A 14,505-nucleotide genomic window follows, 5' to 3' on the forward strand; every position below is an offset into this window, starting at 1 on the left:
CATCAGACTTAAGAAACCGCCTGCGAGCCCTTTACGCCCAATAATTCCGGACAACGCTTGCCACCTACGTATTACCGCGGCTGCTGGCACGTAGTTAGCCGTGGCTTTCTGGTTAGGTACCGTCAAGGTGCCGCCCTATTCGAACGGCACTTGTTCTTCCCTAACAACAGAGCTTTACGATCCGAAAACCTTCATCACTCACGCGGCGTTGCTCCGTCAGACTTTCGTCCATTGCGGAAGATTCCCTACTGCTGCCTCCCGTAGGAGTCTGGGCCGTGTCTCAGTCNAATTCCACTCTCCTCTTCTGCACTCAAGTTCCCCAGTTTCCAATGACCCTCCCCGGTTGAGCCGGGGGCTTTCACATCAGACTTAAGAAACCGCCTGCGAGCCCTTTACGCCCAATAATTCCGGACAACGCTTGCCACCTACGTATTACCGCGGCTGCTGGCACGTAGTTAGCCGTGGCTTTCTGGTTAGGTACCGTCAAGGTGCCGCCCTATTTGAACGGCACTTGTTCTTCCCTAACAACAGAGCTTTACAATCCGAAAACCTTCATCACTCACGCGGCGTTGCTCCGTCAGACTTTCGTCCATTGCGGAAGATTCCCTACTGCTGCCTCCCGTAGGAGTCTGGGCCGTGTCTCAGTCCCAGTGTGGCCGATCACCCTCTCAGGTCGGCTACGCATCGTCGCCTTGGTGAGCCGTTACCTCACCAACTAGCTAATGCGCCGCGGGTCCATCTGTAAGTGGTAGCCGAAGCCACCTTTTATATCTGAACCATGCGGTTCAAACAACCATCCGGTATTAGCCCCGGTTTCCCGGAGTTATCCCAGTCTTACAGGCAGGTTACCCACGTGTTACTCACCCGTCCGCCGCTAACATCAGGGAGCAAGCTCCCATCTGTCCGCTCGACTTGCATGTATTAGGCACGCCGCCAGCGTTCGTCCTGAGCCAGGATCAAACTCTCCGATAAAGTAGTTTGACTGACTACGCACATCGCTGTGCGATTTATTTAAAACTTTGAATTAACAGGTACGTTTTGTCTTGTTTAGTTTTCAAAGATCATTACCGCTTGTTGAAGCAGCTTTATTATCTTACCACTCAGCTTCTTTTATGTCAACAACTTTTTTTAAGTTGTTTCCGAAGCATTTCGTTGTTGTCTGCTGTTCATCAGCGACGTTTAATAATATAACACCCTTTTGAAAATATGACAATAGTTTTTTTAAAAAATCATTAATTATTTTCTTTCATACCTTATTTCAGTTTCTCTTCTATAGAAAGATAAGCTGTCTTGTGGTTTGGCCTATTTTCTTGTATAGTAAGATTGAACTAAATACTTGATGACCACAAGGGGAGCATTAAAGCTGAGAGTGAACGTTTTGTTCTGACCCTTTGAACCTGTTAGTTAACGCTGGCGTAGGGATGTGGCAAAGCCAAATGATTTGCAGTTTATGTAAGCAGCGCGCGGACCTTTTCCCATCCTTCCCCGCGCTGCTTTTTTGTTTATCCTTGATACGGTTGTCTGACCAGGGGGAAAACTATGAATCATTCAACACAGCTTGTGCGCTTAATTGAAATTGCGATTATGACCGGGGCGGCTGTCATTCTTGACATTGTCTCAGGTATGTTTCTCCGGATGCCCCAAGGCGGTTCGGTCTCTATTATGATGATTCCGATTTTTTTGATTTCATTCCGCTGGGGAGTGAAGGCCGGGCTTACGACAGGCTTTTTAACAGGGATTGTCCAGATCGCCATCGGCAATTTGTTTTTGCAGCACCCGGTGCAGCTATTTCTCGATTACATCGCGGCATTTGCAGTTCTCGGTTTCAGCGGCTTGTTTGCTTCCGGTGTACGAGCATCGGCATTGAATAAAAAAAGAGGCGCTTTAACGATGTATGTTATAGGCGGTGTTTTCATCGGCAGTGCACTGCGCTATGCGGCGCATGTGGTCTCCGGAGCTGTCTTTTTCGGAAGCTATGCTCCGAAGGGTACGCCGGTCTGGATTTATTCATCCGTCTATAACGCGACTTACATGATTCCTTCTTTTATCCTTTCAGCCATTGTCCTTATCTTATTATTCATGACTGCGCCGCGGCTTCTTGAAGCTAAGCGGACGAACTGAAACAGCAGGCGGTTTACGCCTGCTGTTTTTTTATTCCGGGCTGTGCCGTTCGTTAGAATCACTCAGTTCTTTTGTAAGTTCATTTATGCTTTGTTTTATGTTTCCTTTGCCTGAAAAATTCTCAATCAGCTCTTTTACATTGATTCCGGAAGATGCTTTTAAGCTTTCCTGGAGACCGGCCATTAAATTGGTTGCGTAGCCTGTGACTTTATTGGCTCCGCCGTTTTCACCGCTTCCTCCCGTATCCACGACGGTAATTTTATCAATGTTTGAAAGAGGCGCTGAGACTTGTTTTGCGTATTCAGGCAGCATTTTCACAATCATATCAAGGATTGCAGCCTGCCCGTATTTTTCGAATGCGTCGGCGATTTTTTCTTTAGCTTCCGCTTCTGCGAGACCTTTCAGGCGGATGACTTCCGCTTCGGTTTCTCCTCTCGCCTTTTCAGCCTCCGCTTTAGCAAGACCGTCAATTCTCACGCGTTCCGCTTCCGCCTTGGCCATCGCTTCGATGCTGTACTGCTCGGCATCCGCTTCGGCGAGCTGCTTCGCTTTTGCGGTTTCAAGATCATATGCCTGGTCGGCATTGGCTTTTGCTGTATCCTGCTCTCTTCTGTATTCCGCCATTTTCAGCTGATTGATTTTTTCCGCTTCAGCTATTTCCGTCGCCCGCTCCAGCTCTGATTTTTTTGCGTCTTTATCAGCGGCCGCGCGTTTAATCCTCGTCTCTTTATCCGCTTCTGCCGTGGCAATGTCCGCATCCCGCTTGACTTGGGCGATTCTCGGCTTACCTAATGATTCAAGATAGCCGTTTTTATCCCGGACGTCTTTAATCGTAAAAGAAACGATCATCAGCCCCATTTTAGCAAGATCCTGAGACGCGACCCGCTGGACTTCCTGAGAAAACTTTTCCCTGTTTTTATAAATCTCTTCAACGGTCATGGAGCCGAGGATGGAGCGCAGATGGCCTTCCAGCACCTCCCGCGCCTCCTGCTCACGGTCGTCCTTGGATTTCCCCAAAAATTGTTCAGCCGCTGTGGCGATTTCACCGATGGAGCCTCCGATTTTAATAATGGCGGTTCCGTCGGCCATTACCGGCACGCCTTGCTCTGTATAGACTTCAGGTGTAGAGACATCAAGTTTGCTTGACAGTAAACTGAGAGGTTCTGCCTGCTGGAATACGGGGAGCACGAACGTTCCCCCGCCCCGGACGATTTTCAGACGATTTCCGCCTTCATCAATGTGGACGTTCTTATTTCCCAAATAACTTCCGGTCACGATAAGGGCTTCATCCGGCCCCGCTGTCCGGTACTTCGTAATAAATACAGCAATAAGTGCGATAAGTAAAAAGAATACGATTCCGATAACAATGATAATCGGCATAGTCATAACAGTTCCCCCTTAGATATCAGATTGGTTCATGCGGCGTCACAAAAAGCACTCCGTCTTTCACGTCAATCACTAATACGGCCGTTCCGTACTTGATCTGTTCTTGATCAAAGCTGACGGCTGATTTAGAAATGGCGCCCCCTATTCCCTCTATGATCACTTCCCCATAGCCGTCTTTCGGGACGGAAGTAATGACCCTGCCGACTCTGCCCTTTAAATCTGTCTCCCGATATGCGAGCGATTCTTCCGCTGATGAAAGCGGGACAAGGACGAAGAAGTGAAGCAGGCTGACCAAAAGAACCGAAAGAACAAATGAAAGTAACGCAATGACAGGACTTGATAGCGGAGCGGCGATTTCGCCGATATAACCTGAGGCTGAAAAGATTGTTAAAAAAGACAGAATCAATGCAGGGTTTAAAAATGAAACAGGAATGGCTTCCGAGAGGCCGTGAAACACATCTTGAAAAAACAGAATCAAAAGCGTGAGACTTCCCGAAATAATCAATGTGTAAAGATAGACCGTTTCAAGCGACAGATGAAATATGTCCACATTCTATCCTCCTTTCGGCTTGGTGTCGGAGTGTTACTTTATATACGGATGTAAAGGTAAATGGTTTCAATTTTCTGATAAGTAAGGCTGATTACATGATTATCCAATCCGGATATGATATGTTTACTCTAAAGGAGGAGATAGGATGAGCATTTTTAATGAAGCCAGACAGCAGACCTGGGAAGTACTGAAAGGACTCTCTGATGAGGAATTCAACCGAAAGCCCGCGGCTGATGAGTGGAGCGTGCGGGAAGTCCTTGACCATTTAAAGAAAATTGACGAAACAGCGCAGGCCCTTTTATCAAAGCAGGCAAAAGACGCACCGTTTAAAAAAATCGAAGACAAACCGATGGAGTTTATAGAGGACAGATCAAATAAACGGCCGGCGCCGTCACACCTCGAACCTGAGCAAAACCGAATCTCAGTCATTGAAGCAAAACAAGAATTAGATACGGCAAGACAGCAGCTGACCGCAGTTATTTCATCATTAAACGAGGAAGATTTTGAACGTGTGCTTCCGCATCCCGTTTTTCAAGAACTGACGATCCGCCAGTGGATTGATTTTATCGGCCATCATGAAAAGCGTCACATCGATCAAATAGAAGAAATCAAGAAAAAAATCGAGAAGGTCTGAGTCAGACCTTCTCGATTTTTTTCTTGACGCGTTTCGGTTCATAAGAATGGATGGTGACCGCATCGCCCGTGCATATATCACCCGGGCGTTCAACAATACAGACAATTCCTCTTCTGCCCATCGCGTGCCTCACAAACGCCGCGGCGAGTTTTGGCTGACCCGGATAAAAGGATTGAATGACTTCTCCCGGCTGAATGCACGGATCATTTTCTCCCTCGCACAACAGAGACGCGCCGCTTGGAAATATCAATCTGCTTCCTTCTTTAAGCGGCGTCAGCGCAGAAAAACCGCTGATTGCAATGTTAGCGCCGAGCCATTCGGGAAAGATATGAGAAATCCCCATCTTCTCCGCAATGTCATCACATTCCTCCATGGACACGATTGAAATTTGTCTCCGGTTAAAAATTTCCGTTCCTCTTTCATACATCGGCTCACGCGCGCCGGCCTTTTTTGTCAGTCCGAAATGCAGGTCACCGGGAAACCCGCCGTATTCCGCGCGAAGCTTGTCCATCTTTTTGGTAACAAATTGTTCGGTATCCGCTATATATACGCCTTCCGTCTTTGCTGTTATGCGTTTCCACATCAGCCACCACCGCCTTTTTCTTGACATTATCCTTAAAAAACCCCGCTCTGTAAAGGAGCGGGGTTCATTTATTATACCGTTTTCGGCGTTAAGTCAAAGCAGCGTTTGTAAATCCAGTTGTATGCTTTCTCATTCAAATCTCTTGGATTTCCGAATGTTTGCGGATCTTTCATGGCTTCTTTTGATAAACGTTCAATCATGTCCGGAGACACACCTTGTTCTTCTAAACTCGGCACCTCTAAATCTTTTACAAGATCATACATCCAGTTGACGGACGCTTTGGCCGCTTCTTCGGTTGTCATGTTGCTTGTATCGATTCCGAATGCTTTGGCGATGCGGGCGAATTTTTCCGGATAGCCTTTCCAGTTGTATTCCATTACCGGTCCCATCATAGCTGCGACGCATTGTCCGTGAGCGACAGGGATGATGCCGCCGAGCGTCTGGCTCATCGCATGCGCCGCGCCTGCTGATTCACTGCCGTATGAAAGGCCGGCAAGCATCGCCGCCTGCGCCATGCCGTATCTTGCTTCCAAATCCTCTCCGTCCGCAAACGCGCGCTTAATATAATGCGCCGCATATTCAATGGCCATTAAAGCGACGGCATCAGTGATCGGCTGCGCGAATTTCATCGTATAGCACTCGATGGCGTGCGCAAGTGCATCAATACCTGTCATGGCCGTCACATGCGGAGGCATGGACGTGTGCAGCTCAGGGTCAATGACCGTTAAATGCGCGGCGATAAGCGGTCCGCCCGTATTGAATTTAAATTCTCTTTCCTCATCTGTAATGACCGCCCATTGTGTGACCTCTGAACCTGTTCCCGCAGTCGTGGGGATCGTTGTCAGCGGAGGAATACGGTTTTCCAGCGGCTTTTTCCCTTCCGCGGCTTCATAATCAAGCACGCTTCCTTCGTGTGTCGCTTCTACCCCGATCGCTTTCGCCGTATCCATGGAGCTTCCGCCGCCGACAGCCACAAGACCGTTGCAGTTTTCTTTTTTATACAGTTCTGATCCTTCGTTCACAAGACGTACAGGCGGGTTCGGCTCCACTTTGTTAAACAGGACGACTTCGATGCCCGCTTCCTGCAAAGATTCAATGACCGGGTTTGCCACTCCCGCGTTATAAATTCCCGGGTCTGTTACGAGCAGCGCTTTTGTGACGCCAAGCGCTCTGACTTCACTTCCCGCGTGCTGAATCGCGCCGATTCCGTGTTTAATGACTGTCGGGATTTCGAATGTATGGAATTTATGCATGCTTTCTACTTTCATATTTAATGTCATATTTATCTCCTCCTAATTATGCTTGAAACCAGTTCACAGCCGCAGGTTTCGTGTTGCGGTAAATATGTTTGATTTCCGTGTATTCTTCCAGGCCGATTTTACCGAGCTCACGGCCGAAGCCCGATTGTTTGTACCCGCCCCATGGCGCTTGCGCGAAATACGGGTGGAAATCATTGATCCATACCGTTCCCATCCGCAGTTTGGCGGCTACGCGTTCGCATTTTTCAATATCCTTTGACCATACCGCTCCGGCCAGCCCGTAAATGGTATCGTTGGCAAGTCTGATCACTTCTTCTTCAGAAGAAAATGACTCGACTGTTAAAACGGGGCCGAAGATCTCCTCTTGGACTATCCGCATATCAGACTTGCAGTTTGAGAAAATAGTAGGTTCATAGAAAAAACCGTTTTGAAGGGCGGGATCATCAGGACGTTTGCCGCCTGTTTCCAGTTTTGCCCCTTCTTCGATACCGATTTCTACGTATTTTTCGACTTTGGCCCGATGCTCGGCGGAAATCAGCGGACCGCTTTCCGTATCTTCATGAAAACCGTTTCCTAATTTGATGCGTTTCGTGCGCTTGATCAGCTCGGCTAAAAATTCATCATGAATGGCTTCGTCCACCAAAAGACGTGACCCTGCTGAACAAACTTGACCGGCATGGAAGAACACGGCGTTCAGCGCTTGATCTGCAGCTGTTTCGAGATCTGCATCTTGAAATACGATATTCGGATTTTTGCCGCCAAGCTCCAGGGCAATCTTTTTCACGTTGCCGCTTGCCGCCTGCATGATTTTTTTGCCTGTTTCAATTCCGCCCGTAAAAGAGACCAAATCGACGTCGAGGTTTCTCGCCAGCTCGTCGCCGACAGAGGCGCCCGGCCCCAGCACGAGATTGGCGGCCCCTTTCGGAATACCGGCTTCTTCTATTAATTGAAAGACTTTAATGGTTGTCAGCGGAGTAATCTCGCTCGGCTTTAAAACGATCGTGTTTCCGGCCGCAAGAGCGGGAGCGATTTTCCAGCTCGCCTGAAGGAGCGGATAGTTCCACGGCGTAATTTGTCCGCATACGCCAATCGGCTCTCTGACGATTTTACTTACTGAATCGGGAATCGGAGATGAAATGACTTCGCCTCCGTCTTTATCCGCCAAACCGGCATAATATTGAAATACATTTGCGATATCATCCATATCGGCTTTACTTTCTTCAATCGTTTTTCCTGTATCAAGCGATTCCAGCTCAGCTAATTCGTTCAGATCGCGTCTGATTAATTCCGCAATTTTCAGAACAAATTGTCCGCGCTCGAGCCCGGAAAGCACCGGCCACTCCCCTTCATCAAATGCTTTTCTGGCTGCGGCGATGGCTTTCACCGCATCATCCCGGTCTCCTTCGCATACCGTTGCAATTTCTTCTTGATTAAATGGATTAATGATACGGCGGGTCTGTTTTTTTTCTGCACTGATCCATTCGCCGCCGATATAAAGCGTTTTGCTCATAAGAGTCCTCCTTACCGAGAAGTAAGTTTGTTAAATAAAAATTTAATGTTTTTAACAATGTTAATTTAACACATGTTTTTTTGCCTGTCAAAACCCGGTCAGTCCGTTTAGATTTTGACATTTTGTCATGATTCGTTAAGATTAAGAACATAAAGAAATGACTTAACAAATTTAAACTTCAAGAGGAAAAGAGGGACAGTATGGATGAGAATCCAGAATTCGCAGCTATAGAACAAGCCAGGGAGCTTGTCATTGATTCCATTGCAGAGACGATGGATCTTTACGGAATCACACGGAGTGTCGGGATTTTATACGGAACAATGTATATGAGGGATGAAATGACGCTTGACGAAATGCGTGAGGAACTGCAGATGAGCAAACCGAGTATGAGCACGGGCGTTAAAAAGCTGCAGGATTTAAATGTGGTCAAAAAAACCTTTCACCGCGGCACACGGAAGCATACATTTGTAGCGGAAAAGGATTTCTTTACGTTTTTCACGAATTTCTTTCCGCCGAAATGGGACCGTGAAGTTCAGGTGAATTTGTCAGCCATCGTACAGGCTCAGGCGGATTTGCAGTCCGTTTTGCTGGCCGAGGAAGGCAGCGCGGAATTACAGGAAGAAGCGCGGCAGTTATATGATCAGCTTGAAAGCTCGAAAGCTTATTATCATTGGCTGAAGCGGCTCGCCGACTCGGTTCAGAGCGGGGAGATTTTTAAATTTATTCCGATAGAAACGGACGAAAAAAACGCCTGATTTTGATTCAGGCGTTTTTTTGTCGTGATTTGATTATTTTTGAGAAAATATAGGAACATAAACCCATTTACTTCCATTAAAATTGATGGTAAATTTTTATAGGTATGGTCGTTCTTTTTTAAGAACAATCAGCAAATTTTTTTTAGGGGGATTTATGAAAATGAAACAGAAATTTTTCTCAACTGTCATGGCAAGTTTATTCGGCCTGGTTTTGCTTCTTTCTCTGCCGACAGCGTCATTCGCCGCTGAGTCAGGCTCAACCGTTCACGAGCCGGAAATGTCCGCGAAAGCGACTGCTACCTTATTTGCAAAATATACAGGTGCCAGCCAGCAGGAATGGTCATTTTCTGATATCGAATTGACGTACCGTCCGAACACGATCCTGAGCTTAGGCGTTATGGAATTTACCCTTCCTAGCGGATTTGCGGCTACAACAAAAGATACAGTCAACGGACACGCTTTGCGTGAAAGACAGATTCTGAATAACGGCAAAACAGTCAGACTTCCGTTAAACATTGATTTGCTCGGCGCAGCGGAATTTAAGCTTTCTCTTAATAATAAAACATTGCCTGCTGCAGGTACATATAAGTTCCGTGCAGAAAATAAATCATTAAGCATCGGCTCTAAATTCTATGCTGAGGACACAATTGTTGTTCAAAAACGCAGCACACCGCCGACACAGCCTTGCAACTGCAAATAATTGCGAAAAACGGACCGGCACAAGCTCATCGCTTGTCAGCCGGTCTTTTTTTGTGCTGTTTTCTTTCTTCCGGCCCTCGCATTGACAAACCCCTGAAACAGGAGTACATTCTTGTTTGTTGTATTTGGAGTGACGAAAACAGTTTCTTAAGGAGTTATGAGGATTGGGAAAAATCAAAAATAAACAATTTGCCGTCATCGGACTCGGCCGTTTCGGCGGAAGCATCTGTAAAGAGCTTTTTAAAATGGGGCATGAGGTGCTTGCGATCGATATCAGCGAAGAGCGGGTCAACGCATACTCCTCTTATGCCACGCATGCCGTGCGGGCAAATTCAACGGAAGAAAGCGAGCTTCAGTCGCTCGGCATCAGAAATTTTGAATATGTCATCGTAGCAATCGGCGCCAACATTCAGGCAAGCACGCTGACGACGCTGTTATTGAAGGAGCTGAACATCCCTAATATTTGGGTGAAAGCGCAAAACTATTATCATCACAAAGTGCTTGAAAAGATCGGTGCTGACCGTATTATCCATCCCGAAAAGGATATGGGCGTGCGGATTGCGCAAAGCCTTTCAGATGAAAACGTCTTAAATTACATCGATTTGTCAGATGAATACAGCATTGTGGAGCTTTCAGCCACGAAAAAGCTGCATTTAAAATCCATTCTTGATCTCGGCGTCCGGGCCAGATTCGGCTGCACCATTCTCGCCGTGAAACATAATGGAGACATTCAGCTGTCCCCTTCTCCGGAGACTGTCATTCATGAATGTGACTGCCTTGTGCTGATGGGGCATAAACGTGATATTAAAAGGTTTGAAACTGAAGGAATGTAAAAAAGCCGGCAAGCTGCCGGCTTTTTTTGATGCTTATGTTTCTTCACTTAACTGGACGGCGGTTTGGTCAACCCAGCCGATCAGCTCATCTTTCACTTGAATTTGGTACCAGACGGATTCTCCGTTTTGTTTTTCAGATACGACTTTAATATGCTCGCCGGTAAACTTTTGCGCCGATGCCAGTTTAATAGAATGCCGCTCTTTCGACGGCTTGGACCACACGTCTTCAATGGCGTGGTCTTTGATGGCGCCTTTCTTATCAACTGCTTTAAGAGAGGCATTGATTTTGTCATATTCATTCAGGTTATAGGTTTCTATGACATCTTTAATTTTTTCAGCATAGCCGGGGTCTGTGGCGTAGCCGGATTTTTGAAGGGCAGCCGCCGCTGTTTTATAATTGTCCGCTTCAATGACGGGCTTGTACTTCTTTTTATTCCAAGACGTTCCGTTGACAAATAATTTGGCATGGTCATCCATTGATTCAAAAAACGTGCTGTATTTACGGAATTTTGCCCGAATCGTTTTTCGTTTTCCTTTTTCAAATTCATCCGTTTTCATCGTGACGTGTTTTCCTTTATAATCACCTTTTACACCGAACAGGTTGCGCGCTTTCCCCGCAAGCTCACTGTTCCCCCAGTCCGATTCGAGAATGGCCTGTGCGAGGGTGATGCTCGGAAGGACATGATATTTCTCATATAAAATCTGAGCATGCCCGGAAAGGCTGTCAATAAAGACCTGCTGCTCGTCCACCTCTTCAGGCGGTTTTTCTTCCGTCACTATGAATTTCGAAAATACCATTGATACCAGAAATAATCCGAATATAAGAGATACAGCAAAAAGGCACCCAAGCACCCTTTTGGTCTTTGCTTTCTTTTTCATATCAACCTTCCTTTAATTCCGGAATCACTAGATTTATAATTTTACTGGTCATTGATGAAAATTTCAATAAAATAGGGAAAAAGACGGAGAAAGAACACATTGTGCAAATAAAAAAGACCCCTCTTTGAGGAGTCTTTTTTGTTATGCCATGCTCAGCTGAGGGCCGAACAATTCATATTGAACAGAATCAGAGTCAAACCCGAGTGCAAGAATCATATCTTTCATTTGCGTCATAAACTGCGCTGACCCGCACAAGTAACATTCAGCATCTTGATTCAGATGAAGCTGCTCCAAGAAGGTTTGATCAATCCGGCCGCTGTAAAAAGGCTTGTCTCCTGAGCGGTCTTGTTCTGCCGGTTCACTGTAAACATAAATGACGTTAATATTCGGATGATTCTCCGCAGCTTGTTCAGCCTCTTTGCGGAACGCGGCGTACTCTCCGTTTTTCGCGGCATGAATAAAAGTAACGGAACGCTCCGGCTGTTTTTCGGCGGCTGTTTTCAGCATGCTCATCATCGGCGTGATTCCGGAACCGGCACTGATAAGAACAACCGGTTTTTCGGCAGCAGACAGCTTGAAATCTCCGGCGGGTGCGCTGACTTCAAGTTTATCTCCCTCTTGAACTTCATTGTGGAGATGAGAAGAAACCGCTCCGTCCTTTTTCACAGAAATCCGATATGCGCCTTTTCGAGAAGCATCAGACAGACTGTACTGGCGAATGTGCGTATAAGGCGAATCCGCAATCCGCACTTTAATGCTGATATATTGTCCCGCTTCAAATCCAGGTAGCGAAGAGCCGTCACTCGGTTTGATATAAAACGATGTGATATCTTTGCTTTCTTTTGTTTTCTGTATAACCGTAAATTCTTTATACCCCTGCCATCCGGCTTCATTGTACATGTCTTTTTCAATGCCGATGAAAGCCTCCGCAATAACACCGTAAGCTTTTTCCCATGCCTGCATAATCTCAGGAGTTGCGGCATCCTGCAGCACATCCTTAATCGCCAGAAGCAGATACTTTCCGACAATCGGATAATGTTCCGGTTTTACACCGATGCTTGTGTGCTTATGGCCGATCTGTCTGACCGCCGGAATGATTTGTTCTAATTGATCAATATTCGCCGCAGCCGCAATGACTGCATTTGCCAATGCTGCGCGCTGAGTCTGTTTCTTTTGGTTCGTTTGGTTAAACATATTTAACAGTTCGGGATGATCTTGAAACATCAGGTTATAAAAGCGCCCGGTGATGTTTTCTCCATGTGTTTTCAATACAGGTACTGTGCTTTTGATGATGTCTATTGTTCTCTCATCCAGCATGTTCATCCTCAACCCTTCTAAAGATGTATTTTCAATATATCTTTATAGTAAGAGATATTTCGAATAAAAGATATATCTAAAATGAATCTTTAAAAAGTCGTCACAATATTGTGTTGGATTTGGAATTTATGGATTTCACCTCCTTTTTTATCACCCGGTGAAACAGGGACACATATATTTGGGAATATACGTTTAAAGATGAAAGCGGGGGATTGCATGGTTTCCGATATTGATTACACGTCTCCGAATACACAGTTCACTTATGATGTGAATGAGAGCCGTTTTTTTACGAAAGATGCTCGGAACTTTATCAATGTATTGGGGATTAAACAGTTAAACACGCTTGAAAATATTTCATTATTAGATATCTTTCTGAGTAAAACAAATGTGATTGAACCGCATACCCATCAAAACGCCGCTGAATTGGTGTACTGTATTTCGGGTTCCGCGGTGGTGTCGATGCTGAATCCGTTCACCCAGAAAATACGTAATTACCCGATTACCCCCGGGCAAGTGGCGAATATTCCGCAGGGGTGGTGGCATTATGAAGTCGCCACTTCAGACAAAACCCATCTTTTGGCCATATTTGACGCCCCTTCGCCTGAAGTGATATACGGCTCGGATATACTCCGTCTGACGCCGCCGGAGATCATGGCGCATACGTACTGTCTGAATGAGCATGAGTGGGAAAAAGCCGTTTCACCGATCCGGCAATCAACTGTGATAGGCCCCGATAAATACTGCGGACAGTCTGAAAACACGGGTATTCATGATATGAATAAGCCTTATCAGCCAAATACGCATTATCCCAATGATCCGTATCAGCATTATGTTCAGCCGTTCTATCGGGGGTATTAAATGGGAAACGGAGCGGCATTCAAGCTTTGACGAAAAAAGCCCCTCATTGGAGAGGGGCTCTTGATCATTACGGTCCGGTTCCGCAGCTTACTTTGTACTCGCCTTCGGACGATTTTTTTGAATAACATACGTGCGGCGTCTGTCCGGTTTCATCTTTCCAATTGAACCAATTTACATAATAAAGGTTCCCGGCCTCTCCGCCTCCTTCTTCTTTTTGAAGAATCGCAAAGCAGCTTTGATACGGATATCCTTTTTTATAAATGTCATGCCTGATGGCTCCTTTTTCTGAAGCAGACGTGAAAATGATGGGAGAAAGAGCCGGGAGCGCTGTTAAAAGAAGTGCCACTGCCGCTGAAAGAGTTAGTATAAGATAGATTTTCTTTTTCATTTTTCCTCTTATTCCTTTCATTTAGTTGTTAGAAACGAAGCGGAACACAGAGGCTGCTGCAGAGGATTAAAAACTTATAAAGGTATGGAGCCAAGGGGGCTCGAACCCCTGACCTCTACGCTGCCAGTGTGGAGATGAGTTTCTGATACGAACAGACGTTTTGTTTCAAACCCTAATCTTTTATTTGGCTAAAAATGAATAAGCTGGTCCCAAAATAGGATTATAAATTAAAGGTTAATTTTCCACTAGACCTGCCATCAAAACGCCCATCACAATCAATAATAATAGTAAAAGTAAACAAAGTGCTAGGATAACAAAAGAAATATTCTTTGCAATTCCTTTAGGGGATTTGATTGCTAGAATACTCCCCACGACAATTCCTAGGATTCCAAGCGCCCAATGAATATGAGGCAGAAAGCACAATCCGAATAAAAGGATGATAAGCGACACGAACCCAAAATACTTTCTCATTTCTCTCCTTTCTATTTTCCCTCCCTTAAATTGAAAAGAAAATTGAACTTATAAATATTGAGTGCCATATTTTTTAAATATTAGCATAGAATTATCGTTCGAGCTTTATGACGGCGGATACATACGCGAGGTTATCTGCGCAGTTCATTACGGGACCACCTACGGAAGGAATTTCGTGTGAAGAACTTAAAGGGGGATACATTATTGTATTTGATTCTCTTTTATCCGTTGAGACTTATGAAGTTGGGAGATGATCAAATGA

Annotated in this window: 14 protein-coding genes, 1 riboswitch and 1 other annotated feature; of the genes, 6 read left to right on the forward strand and 8 right to left on the reverse strand. The window is 45.7% G+C overall.

What is annotated here, in order from left to right:
* Window positions 1-165: 165 nt before the first annotated feature.
* Window positions 166-972: a sequence feature (16S ribosomal RNA rRNA prediction is too short), on the reverse strand.
* A gap of 366 nt (window positions 973-1,338) precedes the next feature.
* Window positions 1,339-1,439, forward strand: a riboswitch (TPP riboswitch).
* 100 nt (window positions 1,440-1,539) lie between these two features.
* The gene (gene thiT / locus ACWJJ5_RS00005) at window positions 1,540-2,121 is read left to right on the forward strand and encodes an energy-coupled thiamine transporter ThiT (protein ID WP_146284167.1); all 582 of its coding nucleotides are present in this window, start codon (window positions 1,540-1,542) and stop codon (window positions 2,119-2,121) included.
* A gap of 30 nt (window positions 2,122-2,151) precedes the next feature.
* On the opposite strand, the gene ACWJJ5_RS00010 is transcribed toward thiT, so the two are convergent.
* Window positions 2,152-3,507, reverse strand: a complete 1,356-nt coding sequence (locus ACWJJ5_RS00010; RefSeq protein ID WP_454022094.1) for a flotillin family protein — start codon at window positions 3,505-3,507, stop codon at window positions 2,152-2,154.
* 19 nt (window positions 3,508-3,526) lie between these two features.
* Complete coding sequence (locus ACWJJ5_RS00015; protein ID WP_102422044.1) at window positions 3,527-4,057, reverse strand: NfeD family protein; 531 nt, start codon at window positions 4,055-4,057, stop codon at window positions 3,527-3,529.
* 145 nt (window positions 4,058-4,202) lie between these two features.
* Between ACWJJ5_RS00015 and ACWJJ5_RS00020 the strand changes: the two genes are divergently transcribed.
* Window positions 4,203-4,691, forward strand: a complete 489-nt coding sequence (locus tag ACWJJ5_RS00020) for a DinB family protein (RefSeq protein WP_102422043.1) — start codon at window positions 4,203-4,205, stop codon at window positions 4,689-4,691.
* A gap of 1 nt (window position 4,692) precedes the next feature.
* Here ACWJJ5_RS00020 and ACWJJ5_RS00025 read toward each other — a convergent pair whose 3' ends face one another.
* The 3 genes from ACWJJ5_RS00025 to betB all read right to left on the reverse strand — a co-directional run bounded on the left by ACWJJ5_RS00025 (window position 4,693) and on the right by betB (window position 8,043).
* A complete protein-coding gene (locus tag ACWJJ5_RS00025) occupies window positions 4,693-5,274 on the reverse strand; it encodes an MOSC domain-containing protein (protein WP_102422042.1) in 582 nt (193 codons plus the stop codon).
* A 71-nt stretch (window positions 5,275-5,345) separates the two neighbouring features.
* Window positions 5,346-6,554, reverse strand: a complete 1,209-nt coding sequence (gene gbsB / locus ACWJJ5_RS00030) for a choline dehydrogenase (protein ID WP_003152181.1) — start codon at window positions 6,552-6,554, stop codon at window positions 5,346-5,348.
* A 16-nt stretch (window positions 6,555-6,570) separates the two neighbouring features.
* Complete coding sequence (gene betB, locus ACWJJ5_RS00035) at window positions 6,571-8,043, reverse strand: betaine-aldehyde dehydrogenase (RefSeq protein ID WP_003152180.1); 1,473 nt, start codon at window positions 8,041-8,043, stop codon at window positions 6,571-6,573.
* 200 nt (window positions 8,044-8,243) lie between these two features.
* Here betB and cudC point away from each other — a divergent pair, with 200 nt between their 5' ends.
* The 3 genes from cudC (at window position 8,244) to ACWJJ5_RS00050 (ending at window position 10,330) form a co-directional block, all read left to right on the forward strand.
* Window positions 8,244-8,798 (forward strand): choline uptake/conversion transcriptional regulator CudC, encoded by a 555-nt coding sequence (gene cudC, locus ACWJJ5_RS00040; protein ID WP_146277402.1) that lies wholly within the window; start codon window positions 8,244-8,246, stop codon window positions 8,796-8,798.
* Between the two features lie 160 nt (window positions 8,799-8,958).
* On the forward strand, window positions 8,959-9,498 hold the full coding sequence (gene bslA, locus ACWJJ5_RS00045) for a biofilm surface layer hydrophobin BslA (protein WP_070082729.1): 540 nt from the start codon (window positions 8,959-8,961) through the stop codon (window positions 9,496-9,498).
* 163 nt (window positions 9,499-9,661) lie between these two features.
* Complete coding sequence (locus ACWJJ5_RS00050) at window positions 9,662-10,330, forward strand: potassium channel family protein (protein ID WP_058906302.1); 669 nt, start codon at window positions 9,662-9,664, stop codon at window positions 10,328-10,330.
* Between the two features lie 33 nt (window positions 10,331-10,363).
* On the opposite strand, the gene ACWJJ5_RS00055 is transcribed toward ACWJJ5_RS00050, so the two are convergent.
* Both ACWJJ5_RS00055 and hmpA read right to left on the reverse strand, forming a co-directional pair.
* A complete protein-coding gene (locus ACWJJ5_RS00055) occupies window positions 10,364-11,209 on the reverse strand; it encodes a glucosaminidase domain-containing protein (protein ID WP_077722742.1) in 846 nt (281 codons plus the stop codon).
* Window positions 11,210-11,350: 141 nt separating this feature from the next.
* Window positions 11,351-12,526 (reverse strand): NO-inducible flavohemoprotein, encoded by a 1,176-nt coding sequence (gene hmpA / locus ACWJJ5_RS00060; protein ID WP_094247926.1) that lies wholly within the window; start codon window positions 12,524-12,526, stop codon window positions 11,351-11,353.
* A gap of 216 nt (window positions 12,527-12,742) precedes the next feature.
* Between hmpA and ACWJJ5_RS00065 the strand changes: the two genes are divergently transcribed.
* Window positions 12,743-13,384, forward strand: a complete 642-nt coding sequence (locus tag ACWJJ5_RS00065) for a cupin domain-containing protein (protein WP_454021482.1) — start codon at window positions 12,743-12,745, stop codon at window positions 13,382-13,384.
* 67 nt (window positions 13,385-13,451) lie between these two features.
* On the opposite strand, the gene ACWJJ5_RS00070 is transcribed toward ACWJJ5_RS00065, so the two are convergent.
* Complete coding sequence (locus ACWJJ5_RS00070; RefSeq protein WP_454021481.1) at window positions 13,452-13,772, reverse strand: hypothetical protein; 321 nt, start codon at window positions 13,770-13,772, stop codon at window positions 13,452-13,454.
* Between the last annotated feature and the right edge of the window lie 733 nt (window positions 13,773-14,505).

The organism is Bacillus sp. JK74, from assembly GCF_053663395.1.

Bases quoted from the DNA above. Each gene is read 5' to 3' on its own strand.
- ACWJJ5_RS00070 (WP_454021481.1), bottom strand. From the start codon at position 13,772: ATGAAAAAGAAAATCTATCTTATACTAACTCTTTCAGCGGCAGTGGCA.
- ACWJJ5_RS00010 (WP_454022094.1), bottom strand. From the start codon at position 3,507: ATGACTATGCCGATTATCATTGTTATCGGAATCGTATTCTTTTTACTT.
- ACWJJ5_RS00065 (WP_454021482.1), top strand. From the start codon at position 12,743: ATGGTTTCCGATATTGATTACACGTCTCCGAATACACAGTTCACTTAT.
- bslA (WP_070082729.1), top strand. From the start codon at position 8,959: ATGAAACAGAAATTTTTCTCAACTGTCATGGCAAGTTTATTCGGCCTG.
- ACWJJ5_RS00055 (WP_077722742.1), bottom strand. From the start codon at position 11,209: ATGAAAAAGAAAGCAAAGACCAAAAGGGTGCTTGGGTGCCTTTTTGCT.
- thiT (WP_146284167.1), top strand. From the start codon at position 1,540: ATGAATCATTCAACACAGCTTGTGCGCTTAATTGAAATTGCGATTATG.
- gbsB (WP_003152181.1), bottom strand. From the start codon at position 6,554: ATGACATTAAATATGAAAGTAGAAAGCATGCATAAATTCCATACATTC.
- betB (WP_003152180.1), bottom strand. From the start codon at position 8,043: ATGAGCAAAACGCTTTATATCGGCGGCGAATGGATCAGTGCAGAAAAA.
- hmpA (WP_094247926.1), bottom strand. From the start codon at position 12,526: ATGCTGGATGAGAGAACAATAGACATCATCAAAAGCACAGTACCTGTA.
- ACWJJ5_RS00025 (WP_102422042.1), bottom strand. From the start codon at position 5,274: ATGTGGAAACGCATAACAGCAAAGACGGAAGGCGTATATATAGCGGAT.
- cudC (WP_146277402.1), top strand. From the start codon at position 8,244: ATGGATGAGAATCCAGAATTCGCAGCTATAGAACAAGCCAGGGAGCTT.
- ACWJJ5_RS00020 (WP_102422043.1), top strand. From the start codon at position 4,203: ATGAGCATTTTTAATGAAGCCAGACAGCAGACCTGGGAAGTACTGAAA.